Origin of the sequence: Mesorhizobium sp. M8A.F.Ca.ET.021.01.1.1, from assembly GCF_003998025.1 — a bacterium.
In the GTDB taxonomy this organism is placed as follows: domain Bacteria; phylum Pseudomonadota; class Alphaproteobacteria; order Rhizobiales; family Rhizobiaceae; genus Mesorhizobium.
Window position 1 is genome coordinate 1 of the sequence record NZ_RZSJ01000110.1, and the last position, 13414, is coordinate 13414.

General features: G+C 61.7%; 17 protein-coding genes. 9 read left to right on the forward strand and 8 right to left on the reverse strand.

Annotated elements, in window-relative coordinates; genetic code table 11:
• The 3 genes from EOA36_RS11635 to EOA36_RS11645 all read left to right on the forward strand — a co-directional run.
• Window positions 1-688 (forward strand): HAD family hydrolase (locus EOA36_RS11635; RefSeq protein WP_145969150.1); only part of this gene is annotated, 688 nt, incomplete at its 5' end.
• Between the two features lie 78 nt (window positions 689-766).
• Window positions 767-1435, forward strand: a complete 669-nt coding sequence (locus EOA36_RS38225; protein WP_127277767.1) for a DUF202 domain-containing protein — start codon at window positions 767-769, stop codon at window positions 1433-1435.
• A gap of 216 nt (window positions 1436-1651) precedes the next feature.
• Window positions 1652-2461, forward strand: a complete 810-nt coding sequence (locus EOA36_RS11645; protein ID WP_127277768.1) for a transporter — start codon at window positions 1652-1654, stop codon at window positions 2459-2461.
• Window positions 2462-2627: 166 nt separating this feature from the next.
• Here EOA36_RS11645 and EOA36_RS11650 read toward each other — a convergent pair whose 3' ends face one another.
• Entirely contained in the window at window positions 2628-3344 is a 717-nt protein-coding gene (locus EOA36_RS11650; protein ID WP_245464325.1) for a hypothetical protein, read from the reverse strand.
• Between the two features lie 625 nt (window positions 3345-3969).
• On the opposite strand from EOA36_RS11650, the gene dusA reads away from it, so the two are divergent.
• Entirely contained in the window at window positions 3970-5058 is a 1089-nt protein-coding gene (dusA, locus tag EOA36_RS11655; protein WP_127277770.1) for a tRNA dihydrouridine(20/20a) synthase DusA, read from the forward strand.
• A 2-nt stretch (window positions 5059-5060) separates the two neighbouring features.
• Here the strand turns inward: dusA and EOA36_RS11660 are convergent, their stop codons facing one another.
• Both EOA36_RS11660 and EOA36_RS11665 read right to left on the reverse strand, forming a co-directional pair.
• On the reverse strand, window positions 5061-5765 hold the full coding sequence (locus tag EOA36_RS11660; RefSeq protein ID WP_127277771.1) for a TIGR02281 family clan AA aspartic protease: 705 nt from the start codon (window positions 5763-5765) through the stop codon (window positions 5061-5063).
• A gap of 10 nt (window positions 5766-5775) precedes the next feature.
• Window positions 5776-6006, reverse strand: coding sequence for a DUF1289 domain-containing protein (locus EOA36_RS11665; RefSeq protein WP_127277780.1), 231 nt, complete (start codon window positions 6004-6006; stop codon window positions 5776-5778).
• A 197-nt stretch (window positions 6007-6203) separates the two neighbouring features.
• On the opposite strand from EOA36_RS11665, the gene EOA36_RS11670 reads away from it, so the two are divergent.
• Window positions 6204-7202: a nicotinate-nucleotide--dimethylbenzimidazole phosphoribosyltransferase gene (locus tag EOA36_RS11670; protein WP_127277772.1), complete on the forward strand. Its 999-nt coding sequence runs from the start codon at window positions 6204-6206 to the stop codon at window positions 7200-7202.
• Between the two features lie 20 nt (window positions 7203-7222).
• Here the strand turns inward: EOA36_RS11670 and EOA36_RS11675 are convergent, their stop codons facing one another.
• Both EOA36_RS11675 and EOA36_RS11680 read right to left on the reverse strand, forming a co-directional pair.
• The gene (locus EOA36_RS11675; protein WP_127277773.1) at window positions 7223-7750 is read right to left on the reverse strand and encodes a GNAT family N-acetyltransferase; all 528 of its coding nucleotides are present in this window, start codon (window positions 7748-7750) and stop codon (window positions 7223-7225) included.
• A 52-nt stretch (window positions 7751-7802) separates the two neighbouring features.
• A complete protein-coding gene (locus EOA36_RS11680) occupies window positions 7803-9323 on the reverse strand; it encodes an ATP-binding protein (RefSeq protein ID WP_127277774.1) in 1521 nt (506 codons plus the stop codon).
• Between the two features lie 76 nt (window positions 9324-9399).
• Between EOA36_RS11680 and EOA36_RS11685 the strand changes: the two genes are divergently transcribed.
• The 4 genes from EOA36_RS11685 to EOA36_RS11700 all read left to right on the forward strand — a co-directional run bounded on the left by EOA36_RS11685 (window position 9400) and on the right by EOA36_RS11700 (window position 11881).
• Window positions 9400-10023, forward strand: a complete 624-nt coding sequence (locus EOA36_RS11685; RefSeq protein WP_127277775.1) for a thermonuclease family protein — start codon at window positions 9400-9402, stop codon at window positions 10021-10023.
• A gap of 32 nt (window positions 10024-10055) precedes the next feature.
• Window positions 10056-10667, forward strand: a complete 612-nt coding sequence (locus tag EOA36_RS11690) for a glutathione S-transferase (protein ID WP_127277776.1) — start codon at window positions 10056-10058, stop codon at window positions 10665-10667.
• Window positions 10607-11281 carry a uracil-DNA glycosylase family protein gene (locus EOA36_RS11695; RefSeq protein WP_127277777.1) on the forward strand — a complete coding sequence of 225 codons (675 nt, stop codon included), beginning with the start codon at window positions 10607-10609 and terminating at the stop codon, window positions 11279-11281. Before EOA36_RS11690 ends, EOA36_RS11695 begins: the two co-directional genes overlap by 61 nt.
• Before the next feature lie 108 nt (window positions 11282-11389).
• On the forward strand, window positions 11390-11881 hold the full coding sequence (locus EOA36_RS11700) for an Lrp/AsnC family transcriptional regulator (RefSeq protein WP_006205209.1): 492 nt from the start codon (window positions 11390-11392) through the stop codon (window positions 11879-11881).
• A 9-nt stretch (window positions 11882-11890) separates the two neighbouring features.
• Here EOA36_RS11700 and EOA36_RS11705 read toward each other — a convergent pair whose 3' ends face one another.
• The 3 genes from EOA36_RS11705 to EOA36_RS11715 form a co-directional block, all read right to left on the reverse strand.
• Window positions 11891-12454 (reverse strand): DUF3299 domain-containing protein, encoded by a 564-nt coding sequence (locus tag EOA36_RS11705; RefSeq protein ID WP_127277778.1) that lies wholly within the window; start codon window positions 12452-12454, stop codon window positions 11891-11893.
• Between the two features lie 46 nt (window positions 12455-12500).
• Complete coding sequence (locus EOA36_RS11710) at window positions 12501-13076, reverse strand: GNAT family N-acetyltransferase (protein ID WP_127277779.1); 576 nt, start codon at window positions 13074-13076, stop codon at window positions 12501-12503.
• The coding region (locus EOA36_RS11715; RefSeq protein WP_189553188.1) for a DNA alkylation repair protein at window positions 13036-13414 on the reverse strand (379 nt) is incomplete at its 5' end. The genes EOA36_RS11710 and EOA36_RS11715, both read right to left, overlap by 41 nt.

The window sequence follows — 13414 nt, forward strand, 5'->3', positions numbered from 1 at the left end:
GCCCTTCAAGTCGGCATTGAAGGGCGATCCGAAAGGCCTCATGGCGTCTGGTGAGAAAGGCCTGATGGAAATCCTGGCTGTGACCCATGCCGGCATGACGACCGAGGACTTTTCCAAGATTGTGGCCGGTTGGCTAGCGAGCGCACGCCATCCGCGCTTCGATCGCCCCTACAATGAGCTTGTCTACGAGCCGCAACTGGAGTTGCTCACCTACCTGCGGACCAACGGCTTCAAAACCTTCATCGTCTCTGGCGGCGGTGTCGAGTTCATGCGGGTCTTTGCCGAGGAGGCCTATGGTATTCCGCCCGAACAGGTCGTCGGCTCGTCCGGCGTCGTGAAGCTCGAGGACAGGGACGGAAAGCTGGTGCTCGCCAAGGAGGCCAAGGTCGAGTTCGTCGATGATGGTCCGGGCAAGCCTGTCGGGATCAACCGCTTCATCGGGAGGCGGCCGATCCTGGCCTTCGGCAATTCGGACGGCGACCAGCAGATGCTTGAATGGACGGCGGCGGGCGACGGAGCTCGCTTCATTGGACTTGTGCATCACACGGATGCCGAACGTGAATGGGCCTACGACCGCCAGTCCAACATCGGAAAGCTCGACACCGCGCTCGATGAAGGCGTCCGAAGAGGCTGGACCATCGTCGACATGAAGAGTGACTGGCAGACGGTCTATCCGGCGGTGAAATAGATCGGCTGGAAGGTAGAGGCGGGAAGAAACGATTTTTGGTAGGGAGGGCAAGAACAATTAAACTGGAAGGAAGTTGTCATGAGCGAAACGACCGGCAAGACACCTACCGAGACGAGCCAACTTGTCCGTCCCGAGCGGCTTCCCGTGACGCCGGTCCCACCGATTCCCAAGGTCGACGAATCAAGATCGGATCTGGCCTCCACCAAGTACTCTCATTACCGAACCGAATTGTCCAATCACAGGACCGGCCTTTCGGAGCACCGGACCTCGCTGTCCGAATTCAGAACAGACCTGTCTATCCATCGAACGGACTTGTCGACCGACCGCACCGAGATGTCCATGCGGCGCACCGGCATGTCATTTCAGCGCACGCGCATGAGCGCGGAGCGCACGCTCATGTCGGTGATCCGCACCTCGCTTTCTCTCATCAGTTTCGGGTTCACAATCTATCAGGTGTTCCAGAAGCTGAAGAATGCCGGGACGCTCACCCAGGCTGGCGCACCGCTCAATTTTGGCATTACACTGGTGCTGCTTGGCATCGTCATGCTGATCTTCGGCATATTCTACCACTTGCAATTCATGATCGGCTTGCGCCATGAGAGAAACGCGATGCGCGCCGAAGAGTTGATCCATGGCGAGAGCCATTTCCCCCCATCGGTCACCTTGATCACAGCCGTGATACTGCTCGTCGTCGGGATAGCTGCAATCGTCAGTATGCTCTTCCAGATCGGTCCGTTCCAGGGATGACGCCCGGCGCGGATAAGGAGGCGAACTGACTGCCCGCCCGGATTGCACGGTCTCGCTCTACATCCGCGCCTATTGGGGCAAGGAACCTATCCTCGACGGGTCTTGGAAGGCGCCGGCGATTGAATTGGTCCAGCGACTCAGGTTTCATGCGATGTCATCAAGCGCCGCCTGATGTCGGTGACAGGTGAAGCTAGACCGCGGCTTTGGGAGAATTTCATGAGCCGAAAGGCAGCCTCGAGAACAGTGCTTCTCTTGTTCGCTATCGTGCTCTTGTCGACTGGTGAAGTATTTTCTCAAGACGCCGATCTCGCAAAGAAGTTATCGAATCCGATCGCCTCGCTCATCAGCGTGCCCTTTCAGTACAACTACGACAGGGGCTATGGGCCTGACGATGGGTCCAGGTCGGTGATCAACATCCAGCCGGTGATCCCAATATCATTGAACGACGACTGGAACTTAATCTCACGCACCGTACTGCCGGTCACGTGGCAGGACGACATCGCTGGCGATTCAGGCAGCCAGTTCGGACTTGGCGATACAGTCCAGAGCCTATTCTTCTCGCCCAAGGCTCCTGGTCCGGGCGGTCTCGTCTGGGGCGTGGGTCCGGTCCTTCTGCTGCCAACCGGCACTGACGCGATGCTGGGCGGTCAGAAATGGGGAGTTGGCCCGACAGGCGTCGTGCTTAAGCAGTCAGGTCCCTGGACATATGGCATGCTGGCCAACCACATCTGGTCGTTTGCAGGCGACGAGGACAGGAGCGACGTCAACGCAACCTTCCTCCAACCTTTCCTATCATACACCACGGCAGATGCTTGGACGTTCGCTCTTAATACCGAGTCTACTTATGACTGGGTCAAGGAAGACTGGTCGGTGCCGGTCAATTTTACAGTTAGCAAGCTGGTGAAGTTCGGCAGCCAGCCAGTCAGCCTGCAGGCGGGAGTGCGGTACTGGGCTGTTAGCCCGGACGGGGGAGCGGAGGGATTCGGCTTCAGAACAGGCATCACATTCCTGTTTCCGAAGAAATGAATGACCGGGCAAGCACAGTTTCGACGAACCATGAACTGTGAAACCCGCGGCCCAGGATGCCGAGCTGCCGGTGGCAGCCAGCGGTTACGCGATGGGGGCTGTGGCAACCAGGAGCCCGAACAAGAATCTTAGCCGGCTATGCCATTGTCTTGCCGTTGCCGCACGCCTAGAAATGCATGACAAGTCCCATTATCGGGCCCTGCTGCACCACGTCGAATTCGAAGCCGTTGTTGCTGTAGTTGACCCCTAGTGCGCGATAGCCGGCAAGAGCCGAAAACCGCTCGTTGAACCGGTAGCCCAGCGCGGCCGCAACGTCCCAATCGACATCGGCTCCGCCTGCGCCAACCATGCTCCAGCCCGTCAGATAGACTTCGGGTGTAAGCGAGTAATTCGCGCGAAGGCCGACGAGCCCGTCCACCCAAGTCGCCCCGTCGCTGGCAGACACACCGTCAAGGATACCGCCATGAAACCCGATGTCCGTGTTTACAGACCAAAACCTCATGCCGCCCACAATATCGAGATATCCGGCGTCACCCTGGAAGACCGAGTAGCCAGCTCCGATAAGCCCTGAAAATGTCTCGGAGGAGACATCCACATCATTGGCGATGACGCCTCTCGACGTTCCGCGGCCGGTTGATATCTTCACATACATCAGGTCGCCGAAAACGCTGTACCGATCGTGGCGTGCCTCGGCGACGGCCATCGCAGCGAAATCGAGATTCTTCAAGATATCGCCGAAACTCGCATCCAGGTGGACTGTCGGCAGTCCGAATTGCGTCACGTCGCCCGAGAGCCCGGCTGCCCAGAAATACGGGGCAATGGAGTACGTCCAGCCTTGCTCGGTCACCACCGGTTTCAGATCCGGCGTCACGGGCGAGACCATATCGGCGGCGCGCAATGGTTGAGCAAGGAGGACGCCAGACAGAACGGTCACGCCCCAAATGCTCTGCGGATTAAGGTCAGCATGGTTTCCCCTCTGGATGACGGTACAGATCTAGTTTTCTCGGCAACAAGCTACAATCGTGACGGTTCTCCCCCGACCATGCTCGCTAGGGTATTCATACCGGCGACGCACACAAGATACCAAATATTCCTACCCCGATTCTGCTGGATTCGTATCTCCGTTCTCACATGATCTCCCAGTTCCGGCGACCTCATTTAAACTCTCCAAGGTCTATTCGCTTGTTCCTGCGGGCGCTGTGCGAAAGCGGACAGCGATGAGAATATTCTCTCACTTCGCATGTGGAGTATCCCCAGAAGAGCGCAGCCTTACCGCCCACAAAGCCGAAACGCGCGGCGATGGCGGAGACCAATTGCCTGAAACCCCTGAGTACTTTTAACGCAATTTGCAAAATCGCCCAGTTGGCCAAGGGTCCAACAAGGCGGGTGCCTCTGGTCGCGCTTGACGCCGCGAGACGCACGGTAGAGAACGGTGCTTTTACCGCGCCAGCGGTCGATCACCCAGAGTCAGGAGCCGTCACCTTGCCTATTGCATTGTGAAATAGATTATGACTCTAAACCGATTCAAACTAAGTGCAAAAAAAACCGCAGATTACCGGTCGCCGAAGTTGGATAGATCCAGCTCGCCGAAGGAAACGAATAAAATCAGTATGTTGAACAGGCTCGCCATTGCGCCGATGATGGACTGGACGGACCGGCATTGCCGATTCTTCCATCGCCAGTTGACGAGCCGTGCGCTGCTTTATACCGAAATGGTGGTGGCCGACGCCGTCATCCACGGCGCACGCGAGCGGCTGCTCGGCTTCGATGAGGTGGAACATCCCGTCGCCCTGCAACTTGGCGGCTCGGATCCCGCAAAACTTGCAGAGGCGGCGCGCATTGGCGAGGCCTTCGGCTATGACGAGATCAATCTCAATGTCGGGTGCCCGTCCGACCGCGTCCAGTCCGGCACGTTCGGCGCGTGCTTGATGAAAGTGCCCGATCTTGTCGCCGATTGCGTCGCCGCGATGAAAGCGGCGGTGACGGTGCCGGTCACGGTCAAATGCCGCATCGGCGTCGACGAACAGGATCCGGAGCCGGCGCTCGATGCGCTGGCGAATGGGGTTTTCGATGCCGGCGCCGATGCCTTGTGGGTGCATGCACGCAAGGCGTGGCTGGAAGGGTTGAGCCCCAAGGAAAACCGCGACATCCCGCCGCTCGACTATGACAGAGTGTATCGGCTGAAGGCCGGAAAACCGAGCAAATTCATCGGCATCAATGGCGGTATTCAGTCCCTTGACGAGGCGCGGGTGCATCTCGGTCATGTCGATGGCGCCATGCTTGGCCGCGCCGCCTACCACACACCGGGCATTCTGGCTGGTGTAGACGCCGCCTTCTACGGCGCGCGGCCGGAGGCGTTCGATTTCGCCGCGCTGATCGATGCGATGGCGGACTACGCGGCACGCCACATCGAACAGGGCGGGCGGCTTGGCCATGTCACGCGCCACATGGTCGGGCTGTTTCACGGGCTGCCCGGCGCGCGCCGCTACCGCCAGATCCTGTCTACCGCCGCTACGCGGCCCGGGGCCGGGCCGGACGTGCTGAAGACGGCTTTCGCGGCGGTCGAATTCGGTGGAGGGGCCGCCGAAGCGGCCTGATCTCAGTCCCTGAGGATCATGCGGTCGCCACGCACGTCGAAACCCGACAGCGAGCCGATGAAGTTCATGCCAAGCAGACTTTGGCTCAGCATGCCGGGAGCGGCGACCATCACCGGCATATCCTTGCGCACGATGCCGCCGATTGCCAGCTCGCCGGTCTTGACCGCCGCGGCGCGCGCCATGCCGTTGGCGGTCGAAACCGGTATGGTGTAGTTGAGCGCCGCCGGATTGAAGCCTGCGGCCTGAGCGTCCTCCGAAGTCAATACGGTGCTGGTCGCGCCGGTGTCGACAACGGCCCGCACCGGATTGCCATTGACCAGGATGCGCGCCTCGAAGTGACCGTTGTCGGCCTTGTCCAGGGTCACCGTCGCGTGACCGTCTTCGACGCCGAGCGCCAGCGGGCTGCCGGGAACGAGGCCCGCGGTCACGCGGCTGGCGACGTCCTGCAGCTCGTAACGATATTGGTAGCCGGCGATCAGCGCGAGCACGATAGCCGCCCATGCACCGAGGTTGCGGGCCATCACTCCCAGCGGAGCTGACCGCAGCAAGCCCGCGCCGATAAGGGCGCCGAAAGCCCCAAGCCAGATCAGCCGGCCAAAATCGTAATTCTCGACGCCGAGCGTGCTGCCGGCGGAATCGTTGAGCATGAGCAGGGCTGCCCCCACGCCGATCACCGCCATCACAATCCAGAACAGCCGGCTGCTCATCCGTCCCTCGCTAGAGTGCGTCGCGTTCGCGCGCCATGCGGACGCGGCGCGTTTCGCGGCGCGGCCGGCGCTCGACGGTTTCCAGCCGGGCCGGCAGTTCGGCCATCACATCGCGGCGCGTTTCGGGCGTCATCCCCATCCAGGCGCCGATCTCCTCGCGCGTGCGGCCGCAACCGAAGCAGAAGCCGGTTTTCATATCGATCGAGCAGACCAGGATGCAGGGAGATTCGATGGCCGTCATGACTTTCTCTGGAGGAACTCCATTCGGAATCCGCTCTTCCATCTCCACATGGTGCAACGGCAAAGCCAATGCAAGCCCTCGCGATAGCGCCTTCCGTGGCCGCCTTTGCGGCAAGTCGGGAAGGACGATCGGGGAGGTTGTGCCGATCACGCAACGCGGCTATGCCGCTCCTCCACTCCAGGAACGATTGTCACGACATGACCAGTGCACTGCCTTTCGACGATTTCCGCAATCTGCTCGACAATTTGCCGGCGGCTGACCTCAAAGCTGAAGCGCGCGTGCGCACGCTGTTTGCCAAGGCGGACAAGCCTCGGAATTCGCTTGGCCGCGTCGAGGACATCGCCGCATGGCTCGCCGCATGGAGTGGCCGGGCTCCGCCTGCGGTGACAAGGCCCTTGATGGCTGTCTTTGCCGGTAACCATGGCGTGGCCCGACATGGTATTTCGTCGCGTCCGGTTGCGGCCACCGCCAACGCGGTCGAGCTTTGCGCGGCCGGCGGTGCCGCGATCAACCAGATCTGCATTGCCTATGATCTGGGGTTGAAGGTGTTCGATCTTGCCCTGCACATCCCGACCGGCGACATCACAGAGGATGCGGCGCTTGACGAGCGCGGATGCGCGGCCACCATGGCCTTCGGCATGGAAGCGATTGCCGGCGGCACCGACCTGCTTTGCCTCGGCGATCTCGGCGTCGGCAATTCCACCGTCGCCGCCGCCCTGTTCGCCGCGCTGTTCGGCGGCAGGGGCGCCGACTGGGTCGGCCCGGGATCCGGCGCCGACGCGGCGATGCAGGTGCGCAAGGCAGAGGTGGTCGATGCGGCGTTGGCCTTTCACGGCCACCATCTCGAAGATCCGCTGGAGGCCCTGCGCCGGGTTGGCGGCCGCGAGTTCGCGGCGATAGCTGGCGCAATCCTCGCCGCGCGGATGCAGCAGATACCGGTACTGCTCGATGGCTTCGCGGCAACGGCAGCCGCGGCTGTGCTGCATGCAGCAAACCCCGCAGCGCTTGATCATTGTCTTCTCGCCAGCCTGTCGCCGGAGCCCGCGCATGCAAGGGCCGCAGAGCACCTCGGGCTGCGTCCGCTGCTCGATCTCGGCATCGGTCATGGCGAAGGTGCGGGAGCGGCCCTGGCGGCCGGGCTCGTCAAGGCAGCGGCACTGACCAGTTCAGGCATGGCGGCGGCTGTTCGGGGCTAGAGCGTTCGCGCCTCGACGTCTCAACGTCTGAGATTGGGGATACGGTAGACGACCGAGATATATTTCGAATTCGAGCGTGTCTCGACTATCGAACCGCCAAGGCCTTCCGCGATCCTTCTGCTCGCGACGTTCTCTTCTGCGACAGGATACTCGAAGCAATCCGGATTGAATTCCTCAGACGCCCATGCCGCAACGGCGGCAACGGCCTCACGGCCGATGCCGTTTCCATGTACATCCTCCCTTATCCAAATTCCGATCTCGGGACAGGCAGTCTTGGCCGCGTGAAGGCCGACAAGCCCCAGGCAGCGACCGTCCGCCAACGAACGCGCGACGAAATGCAAGTCCGATCCGTTAAGGATCGGGGCAAGCCAGGATCGCCATACCTCGGCAAAGGCCGCTGGTGATCGAGGTGGTTCCCACTGCATGAAACGAGTGATCGCGGGAGTGATGGCGGCAAAGACTTCCGCGGCATCGTCGGACGTGAACAGCTTCAGACGAAGTCGCTCCGATTTGATTTCGACGCCACTGGCATCCCAATCTGCCGTCATTGCGGTCTGCGTGCCTTCTTCTAGTCCTTGTCGACGCAGGTTTGCAGGGGTACTACCGCCGCCGCGCGGCCACCGCCGCGGTCGGCAGCGCCGGCAGTTCCTCCATCACCCGGCTTAGCGGGAAGATGGCGATCGCTTCTGTGCCCTCGCGCAGCTTGGAGTGAAGCTCGAACTCGCCGCCATGCATGGCGAGCAGCCCTTGCACGATCGGCAGGCCAAGCCCGGTGCCTTGCTCGGCGCTCTTGATGGCGATCGAACCCTGGCCGAAGGCTGAAAGCACGACCGGAATCTCGTCCTCGGGAATGCCGGGGCCGTTGTCCTTGATCGAAATGTATTGGCCGCCGCCCGCCGTCCAGCCGACCCGCACGCGGATCTCGCCGCCGGTGGCGGTGAATTTGATGGCGTTGGACAGAAGGTTGAGCGCGATCTGGCGCACGGCGCGCTCGTCGGCGAACAGGCGCGGCAATGTCTGTTCGAAATCCTGGACGACGCGGATGTCCTTGTTGCGCGCCTTCAGCTCCATCATGTGGCAGCAATCCTCGACGATGTTGAGCAACATCACCGGCTCCTCGTTGAGCTGGTAGCGGCCGGCCTCGATGCGCGACAGGTCGAGGATCTCGTTGATCAGGTCAAGCAGGTGCTGGCCTGAATCATGCACGTCATGGGCGTAGTCGCGATAGGTGGGATTGCTCATCGGCCCCAGCACCTCGTTCGCCATCACCTCGGAAAAACCGAGAATGGCGTTGAGCGGCGTGCGCAATTCATGGCTCATCGAAGCGAGGAAACGCGATTTTGCAAGGTTGGCGTCCTCGGCCCGCCGCCGCGCCTCGTCCGACATCGATTTCGCCGTCTCCACTTCGGCGATCAGCGCGTCCTTTTCGGAGCGGAACGACAAGAGTAGCAGGGAGAAGCGATTGAGGTGACTGGCGATATAGGTGAAGAAAGGCAGCGACAGGACAAGCAGCCCGGCCATGATCGCCTCGACCGGCATCCACGATTTGGCCGCGGCATAGGCGTAGAGCGCCACCGGAACCGCGAAGGTCGCCAGCAGCGCTCCGCTCAGGGACGAGGCCATCAGAGCGGTCCCTGCCATGGCAAACAGCAGCACCACCGCCTTGAGCACCTGGAACTGGTCGACCTCGCAGGCGCCGCAGCCCAGCCAGACGAACCAGGCCCAGCCCAGACCGCAAAGGAAATGGCCGACCAGGAATTCCCTTCGCGTTTGCAATGAGTTGAGCTCGGAAGCTTCCGTACGCTCGATGCGCCGCGCCATGAAGACGACTGTCGTATAGCAGGTGAGCGTAAACAACGCCCAGAGCCCGATCTCATTGCCGATGCCGGCCAGACGGCCGGCCGCGGCGATCGCCAGGACGAGCAACGGGATGACCACGGCGCCGCTTGTCATGGCTCGGGCGTGCAGCTTCAGCAGTTCACGGTCGAAATCGGGATTGCCGGCCTGCTGCGAAAGACGGTCGCGCGTCTTGCGCACCGCGCGCGCGACATCGCTGTTGCGATGCCGTTTCCTGCGGTCCACTATGAACTTGTCCGCTGTGTTCGAGCGTTGCAAGGGCATCAAGAGCTTCAATTTATGCGCGCAGCGATTTCAAGGTGTTAAGCTACGTTCGAATGATTAACCAACCGTTTGCCATATGAGCCGTTCCTGGTCGCCAAGGTCGCGCCCGCGGTACGCGGCGCCGCGCCCGACAAGCCCGTGGCGCAAGCTGCTGGACTACGGGCTGGCCGTCATCATTCTGGGGCTGCTGATCCTGCTTGCGGCGCGTCTCGATCGAGTGGAGACGCGCAAGACGCAGGGTGGCGCCATCATCAATGACGGCGACTCGATCACGCTCGGCACCGAGCGCATCCGCATGCGCGGCATCGACGCCCCGGAATACACCCAGACCTGCCGCAAGAACGGCGCCGATTATGCCTGTGGCACGCTGGCGCGCCAATCACTGGTGCGCCTGATCGGCGGCAGGCCGGTCACCTGCAGCGGCTGGCAGCGCGATCGCTATGGCCGGTTGCTCGGCGACTGCAAGGCAGGCGCCACCGACCTCAACCGTGCCCAGGTCGAAGCGGGCTGGGCCGTCGCCTATGGCGACTTCGAAGGCGTGGAAGCGACCGCCCGCGCGGCAAAAGTCGGTATCTGGGCGGGCACGTTCGACCAGCCGCAGGACTGGCGCGACAGCCACCACGGCGATGTCGTGGAGCGAAAACATGGCACGCTGGCGTCGATCGGCGACGCGGCGCGCGAGATATTTCGCTTCTGGTGAAGCGCGTCAGCGGAAAGAAAAGGAGGATCGAAATGAAGCTGTTCGACGGCGGTCGTGCGCCCAACCCACGCCGGGTTCGCGTTTTCCTCGCCGAAAAAGGGATCACGGTTCCGTTGGTGCCCGTCGACATGGGCGCTTTGGAACACAAGCAGCAGTCAGTCAGCTCGCGCAATCCGCTGCGGCGCCTGCCGGTTCTGGAGCTCGATGACGGCACCATCCTCACCGAATCCGTCGCAATCTGCCGCTATTTCGAGGAGCTTTACCCCGAGCCGGCATTGTTCGGGCGCGGCTCGCTTGGCAAGGCACAGGTCGAGATGTGGCAGAGGCGGATGGAGTTCAACCTGCTCAGCAGCGTCGCGCAGGCTTTCCGCCACATCCATCCGGCCATGAAGGAATGGGAAATCCCGCAGATTCCCGAATGGGGCGAGGCCAACAAGCCGAAGGCGGTGGAGTTTCTCAGGCTGCTGGACGCTGAACTCGGCAACCGTGAATTCGCCGCCGGCGACAGCTATTCGATCGCTGACATCACCGGCCTGATCGCGATCGATTTCATGAAGCCGGCACGCATCAAGGTGCCGGAGGAATGCACCAATGTGCTGCGTTGGCATCAGGCTGTCTCGAGCCGGCCGAGTGCCGCCGCTTGAGCGTCGAACTCGACAGGCTCGCCGCGACGGTCCGCGCTTGCCGCATCTGCGTCGACAATCCCGTCGGCAAACCGCTGCCGCATGAGCCGCGTCCGGTGCTGCGACCCTCGTCCAGCGCCCGCATCCTGATCGCCAGCCAGGCTCCGGGGACCAAGGTGCATCTGTCGGGCATGCCATTCACCGACGCTTCCGGCGACCGGCTGCGCAACTGGCTCGATGTGAGCAGCGACGAATTCTACGACATCGAGAAATTCGCCATCGTGCCGATGGGCTTCTGCTTTCCCGGACAAGACTCCAAGGGCGGCGATCTGCCGCCGAGGCGTGAGTGCGCTCCGGCCTGGCGCTCGCCCTTGATGGCGCTGATGCCGCGGATCGATCTGGTGCTGACGATCGGCATCTATGCGCAGACCTGGCACATGGGCGCGGCGCGCCGCCCCTCGCTGACGGAAACGGTGATGAACTGGCGCGCCATCTGGGAGAATTCTGTCGGCCCCAAAGTGCTGCCGCTGCCGCATCCGTCCTGGCGCAACACTGGCTGGTTGAAGCAGAATCCGTGGTTTGAAATGGATTTGCTGCCTTTCCTGCGGTCGGAAATCCGCTATCGCCTCGGCTAGGCATTAAGCAAGAAATCACTCGCTTTTGACGCGAGTGGCAGAATTTCTTTCTTGTGAATAGCCTAAACAAAAGGGAATATAGCGAAACCATTCCACCAGGAGCTTCCGATGGATCGCCTTGACCGAAAAATTCTCCGCCTCCTGCAGGAGGACGCGACGCTTGCGGTCGCCGACGTCGCCAAGAAGGTCGGCCTGTCGACCACACCGTGCTGGCGGCGCATCCAGAAGCTCGAGGAAGAGGGCGTCATCAAGCGGCGCGTCGCCATTCTCGACCACGAAAAGGTCAATGTGCGGGTCACGGTCTTCGTGTCGATCCGCACCAATTCGCACAGCCATGAATGGCTGCGCCGGTTTTCCGAGGTCATCCAGGAATTTCCCGAGGTGGTCGAATTCTATCGCATGAGCGGCGACGTCGATTATCTCTTGCGCGTCGTGGTGCCCGACATCGCCGCCTACGACGCCTTCTACAAACGGCTGATCGCCAAGATCGAGATCCGGGACGTGTCGTCGTCCTTCGCCATGGAGCAGATCAAGTACACGACCGAAATCCCGCTCGACTATATGGTGCTGGACAAGGAGTCGGGCGCGAACGCGGCCTGATCGCGCCGTTCAATTCTTCTTCTTGTTGAGGAAACTCCAGGGCGAGTTCACCGGCAATATGACGGAGTCCGGAACCGTGTCGACGCCCACGACATCGGCTTTGCGTACGGTATAGCCGGACTGGATGACGCTGACGCCGTCGAGAATGAACAACTGGCTTTTCTCCATGTCCGGCTTCAAGTCACCGGTCACGGCGACAGGCTGGTAGGCTTGCGACATCTTGTAGGGATGGGCAGGCGTGACCAGCACGATCTGGTTGGGAGGAGGCGTCGGCATATGGCTGCACGCGCCGGTCCAAGGCACCAGCAGGAACTGATAAACGAGATCGCCGTCGCGATCGACCGGCAATGCATAGCCGGCTAATTGTATCGTTTTGTCCTGCAGGACGACCGACAGCGTCTCGCCGTGATCCGGCAGTTTCGCCGCGATCATCGGCAGGCCGGCGTCTTCGGCGACCGCCTGGGTGACCGGGCGCAAATCCTTCCAGAGGATGTGCGTGGCCTCGGCCGAGGCGCCGGCGGTGGAGCGGGCAAGCGCGGCCGCAAGCGCTATGATCGACTTGAAATGGTTCATGGCCGCATCCCTTTGCGGGCAAGTAAAGACACTGCTGTCGGCGGCGTCAATGCTCGAGCCGCATCACATGGCGGCGAGAACCGGCCATGCCGGTCTCGTGGAAACCGCGGCTGGCAAACATGTCGTGAAAGCCCATGAAACGGTAGCTCGGCGAGGCCTCGTCCACCGGATAGGCTTCTATGATGCGCGCACCATTGGCGAAGGCATGGTCAATGGCAGCATCGAGCAATGCCGTAGCAAGGCCACCGCCGCGCAAGGCCCTTGGCACATAGAAGCAGACGATCGACCACACACCTGTGTCGCCGTCGTCCTGCTGCTTCGATAGCTTACGATAGGTCTCTCGCGGCGCGACCGAGCACCAGGCTACGGCCTTGCCGCCGACATGGGCGAGGATGCCGACCGGCGTGCCAGCATCGATGAGCGCCATCATCTGGCGTTTCTTCTCGTCGGTCTGGGCGGGCTCGGGGCTGTGGCGCCAAGCCATGCACCAGCAATATTTTGGCGCACCCGGCTGCTCGAACAACGTTTCGAAGCTGGCGCGTGTTGCCCGTGTCACCTCGGTGAAAAGGATATCGGCGCCGTCAAACTTTCCTGGCGGCGAGGCGTTCAAGCGTTTTGGCATCCGACAGTTCCTTGGCGGCGTCCTTGCCGATCCAGCGGGCGGTCTTGTCCAGGGAGGTCGCAAGTTTCCGAGCCAGGGCAAGGGCGGGGGCATGCAGGCCCATCGATCGCTTGCCGATCTGCCGCAGCGCCCAATTGACCGCTTTGCGGACGAAGTTTCGCTCATCGCCGGCATAGGATTCGATCAATGGCAGGTAAGGCAGGAACGTCGCGTCCGATTCCTTCTTCAGATGCACGGCTGCCCATGCCAGCATGGCGAAGGCTGTACGGCGGACGAATTCGCGCTCGTCGGCGGCGAACTCTTCGACCAGCTGGCGCCAGAACGGGGTGTCCACGAAC

Coding starts and splice junctions, on each gene's coding strand:
- EOA36_RS11680 (WP_127277774.1), bottom strand. CDS start 9,323: ATGCCCTTGCAACGCTCGAACACAGCGGACAAGTTCATAGTGGACCGC.
- dusA (WP_127277770.1), top strand. CDS start 3,970: ATGACTCTAAACCGATTCAAACTAAGTGCAAAAAAAACCGCAGATTAC.
- EOA36_RS11665 (WP_127277780.1), bottom strand. CDS start 6,006: ATGACGGCCATCGAATCTCCCTGCATCCTGGTCTGCTCGATCGATATG.
- EOA36_RS11650 (WP_245464325.1), bottom strand. CDS start 3,344: ATGGTCTCGCCCGTGACGCCGGATCTGAAACCGGTGGTGACCGAGCAA.
- EOA36_RS11710 (WP_127277779.1), bottom strand. CDS start 13,076: ATGCCAAAACGCTTGAACGCCTCGCCGCCAGGAAAGTTTGACGGCGCC.
- EOA36_RS11690 (WP_127277776.1), top strand. CDS start 10,056: ATGAAGCTGTTCGACGGCGGTCGTGCGCCCAACCCACGCCGGGTTCGC.
- EOA36_RS11685 (WP_127277775.1), top strand. CDS start 9,400: ATGAGCCGTTCCTGGTCGCCAAGGTCGCGCCCGCGGTACGCGGCGCCG.
- EOA36_RS11705 (WP_127277778.1), bottom strand. CDS start 12,454: ATGAACCATTTCAAGTCGATCATAGCGCTTGCGGCCGCGCTTGCCCGC.
- EOA36_RS38225 (WP_127277767.1), top strand. CDS start 767: ATGAGCGAAACGACCGGCAAGACACCTACCGAGACGAGCCAACTTGTC.
- EOA36_RS11700 (WP_006205209.1), top strand. CDS start 11,390: ATGGATCGCCTTGACCGAAAAATTCTCCGCCTCCTGCAGGAGGACGCG.
- EOA36_RS11660 (WP_127277771.1), bottom strand. CDS start 5,765: ATGAGCAGCCGGCTGTTCTGGATTGTGATGGCGGTGATCGGCGTGGGG.
- EOA36_RS11645 (WP_127277768.1), top strand. CDS start 1,652: ATGAGCCGAAAGGCAGCCTCGAGAACAGTGCTTCTCTTGTTCGCTATC.
- EOA36_RS11670 (WP_127277772.1), top strand. CDS start 6,204: ATGACCAGTGCACTGCCTTTCGACGATTTCCGCAATCTGCTCGACAAT.
- EOA36_RS11675 (WP_127277773.1), bottom strand. CDS start 7,750: ATGACGGCAGATTGGGATGCCAGTGGCGTCGAAATCAAATCGGAGCGA.
- EOA36_RS11695 (WP_127277777.1), top strand. CDS start 10,607: ATGCACCAATGTGCTGCGTTGGCATCAGGCTGTCTCGAGCCGGCCGAG.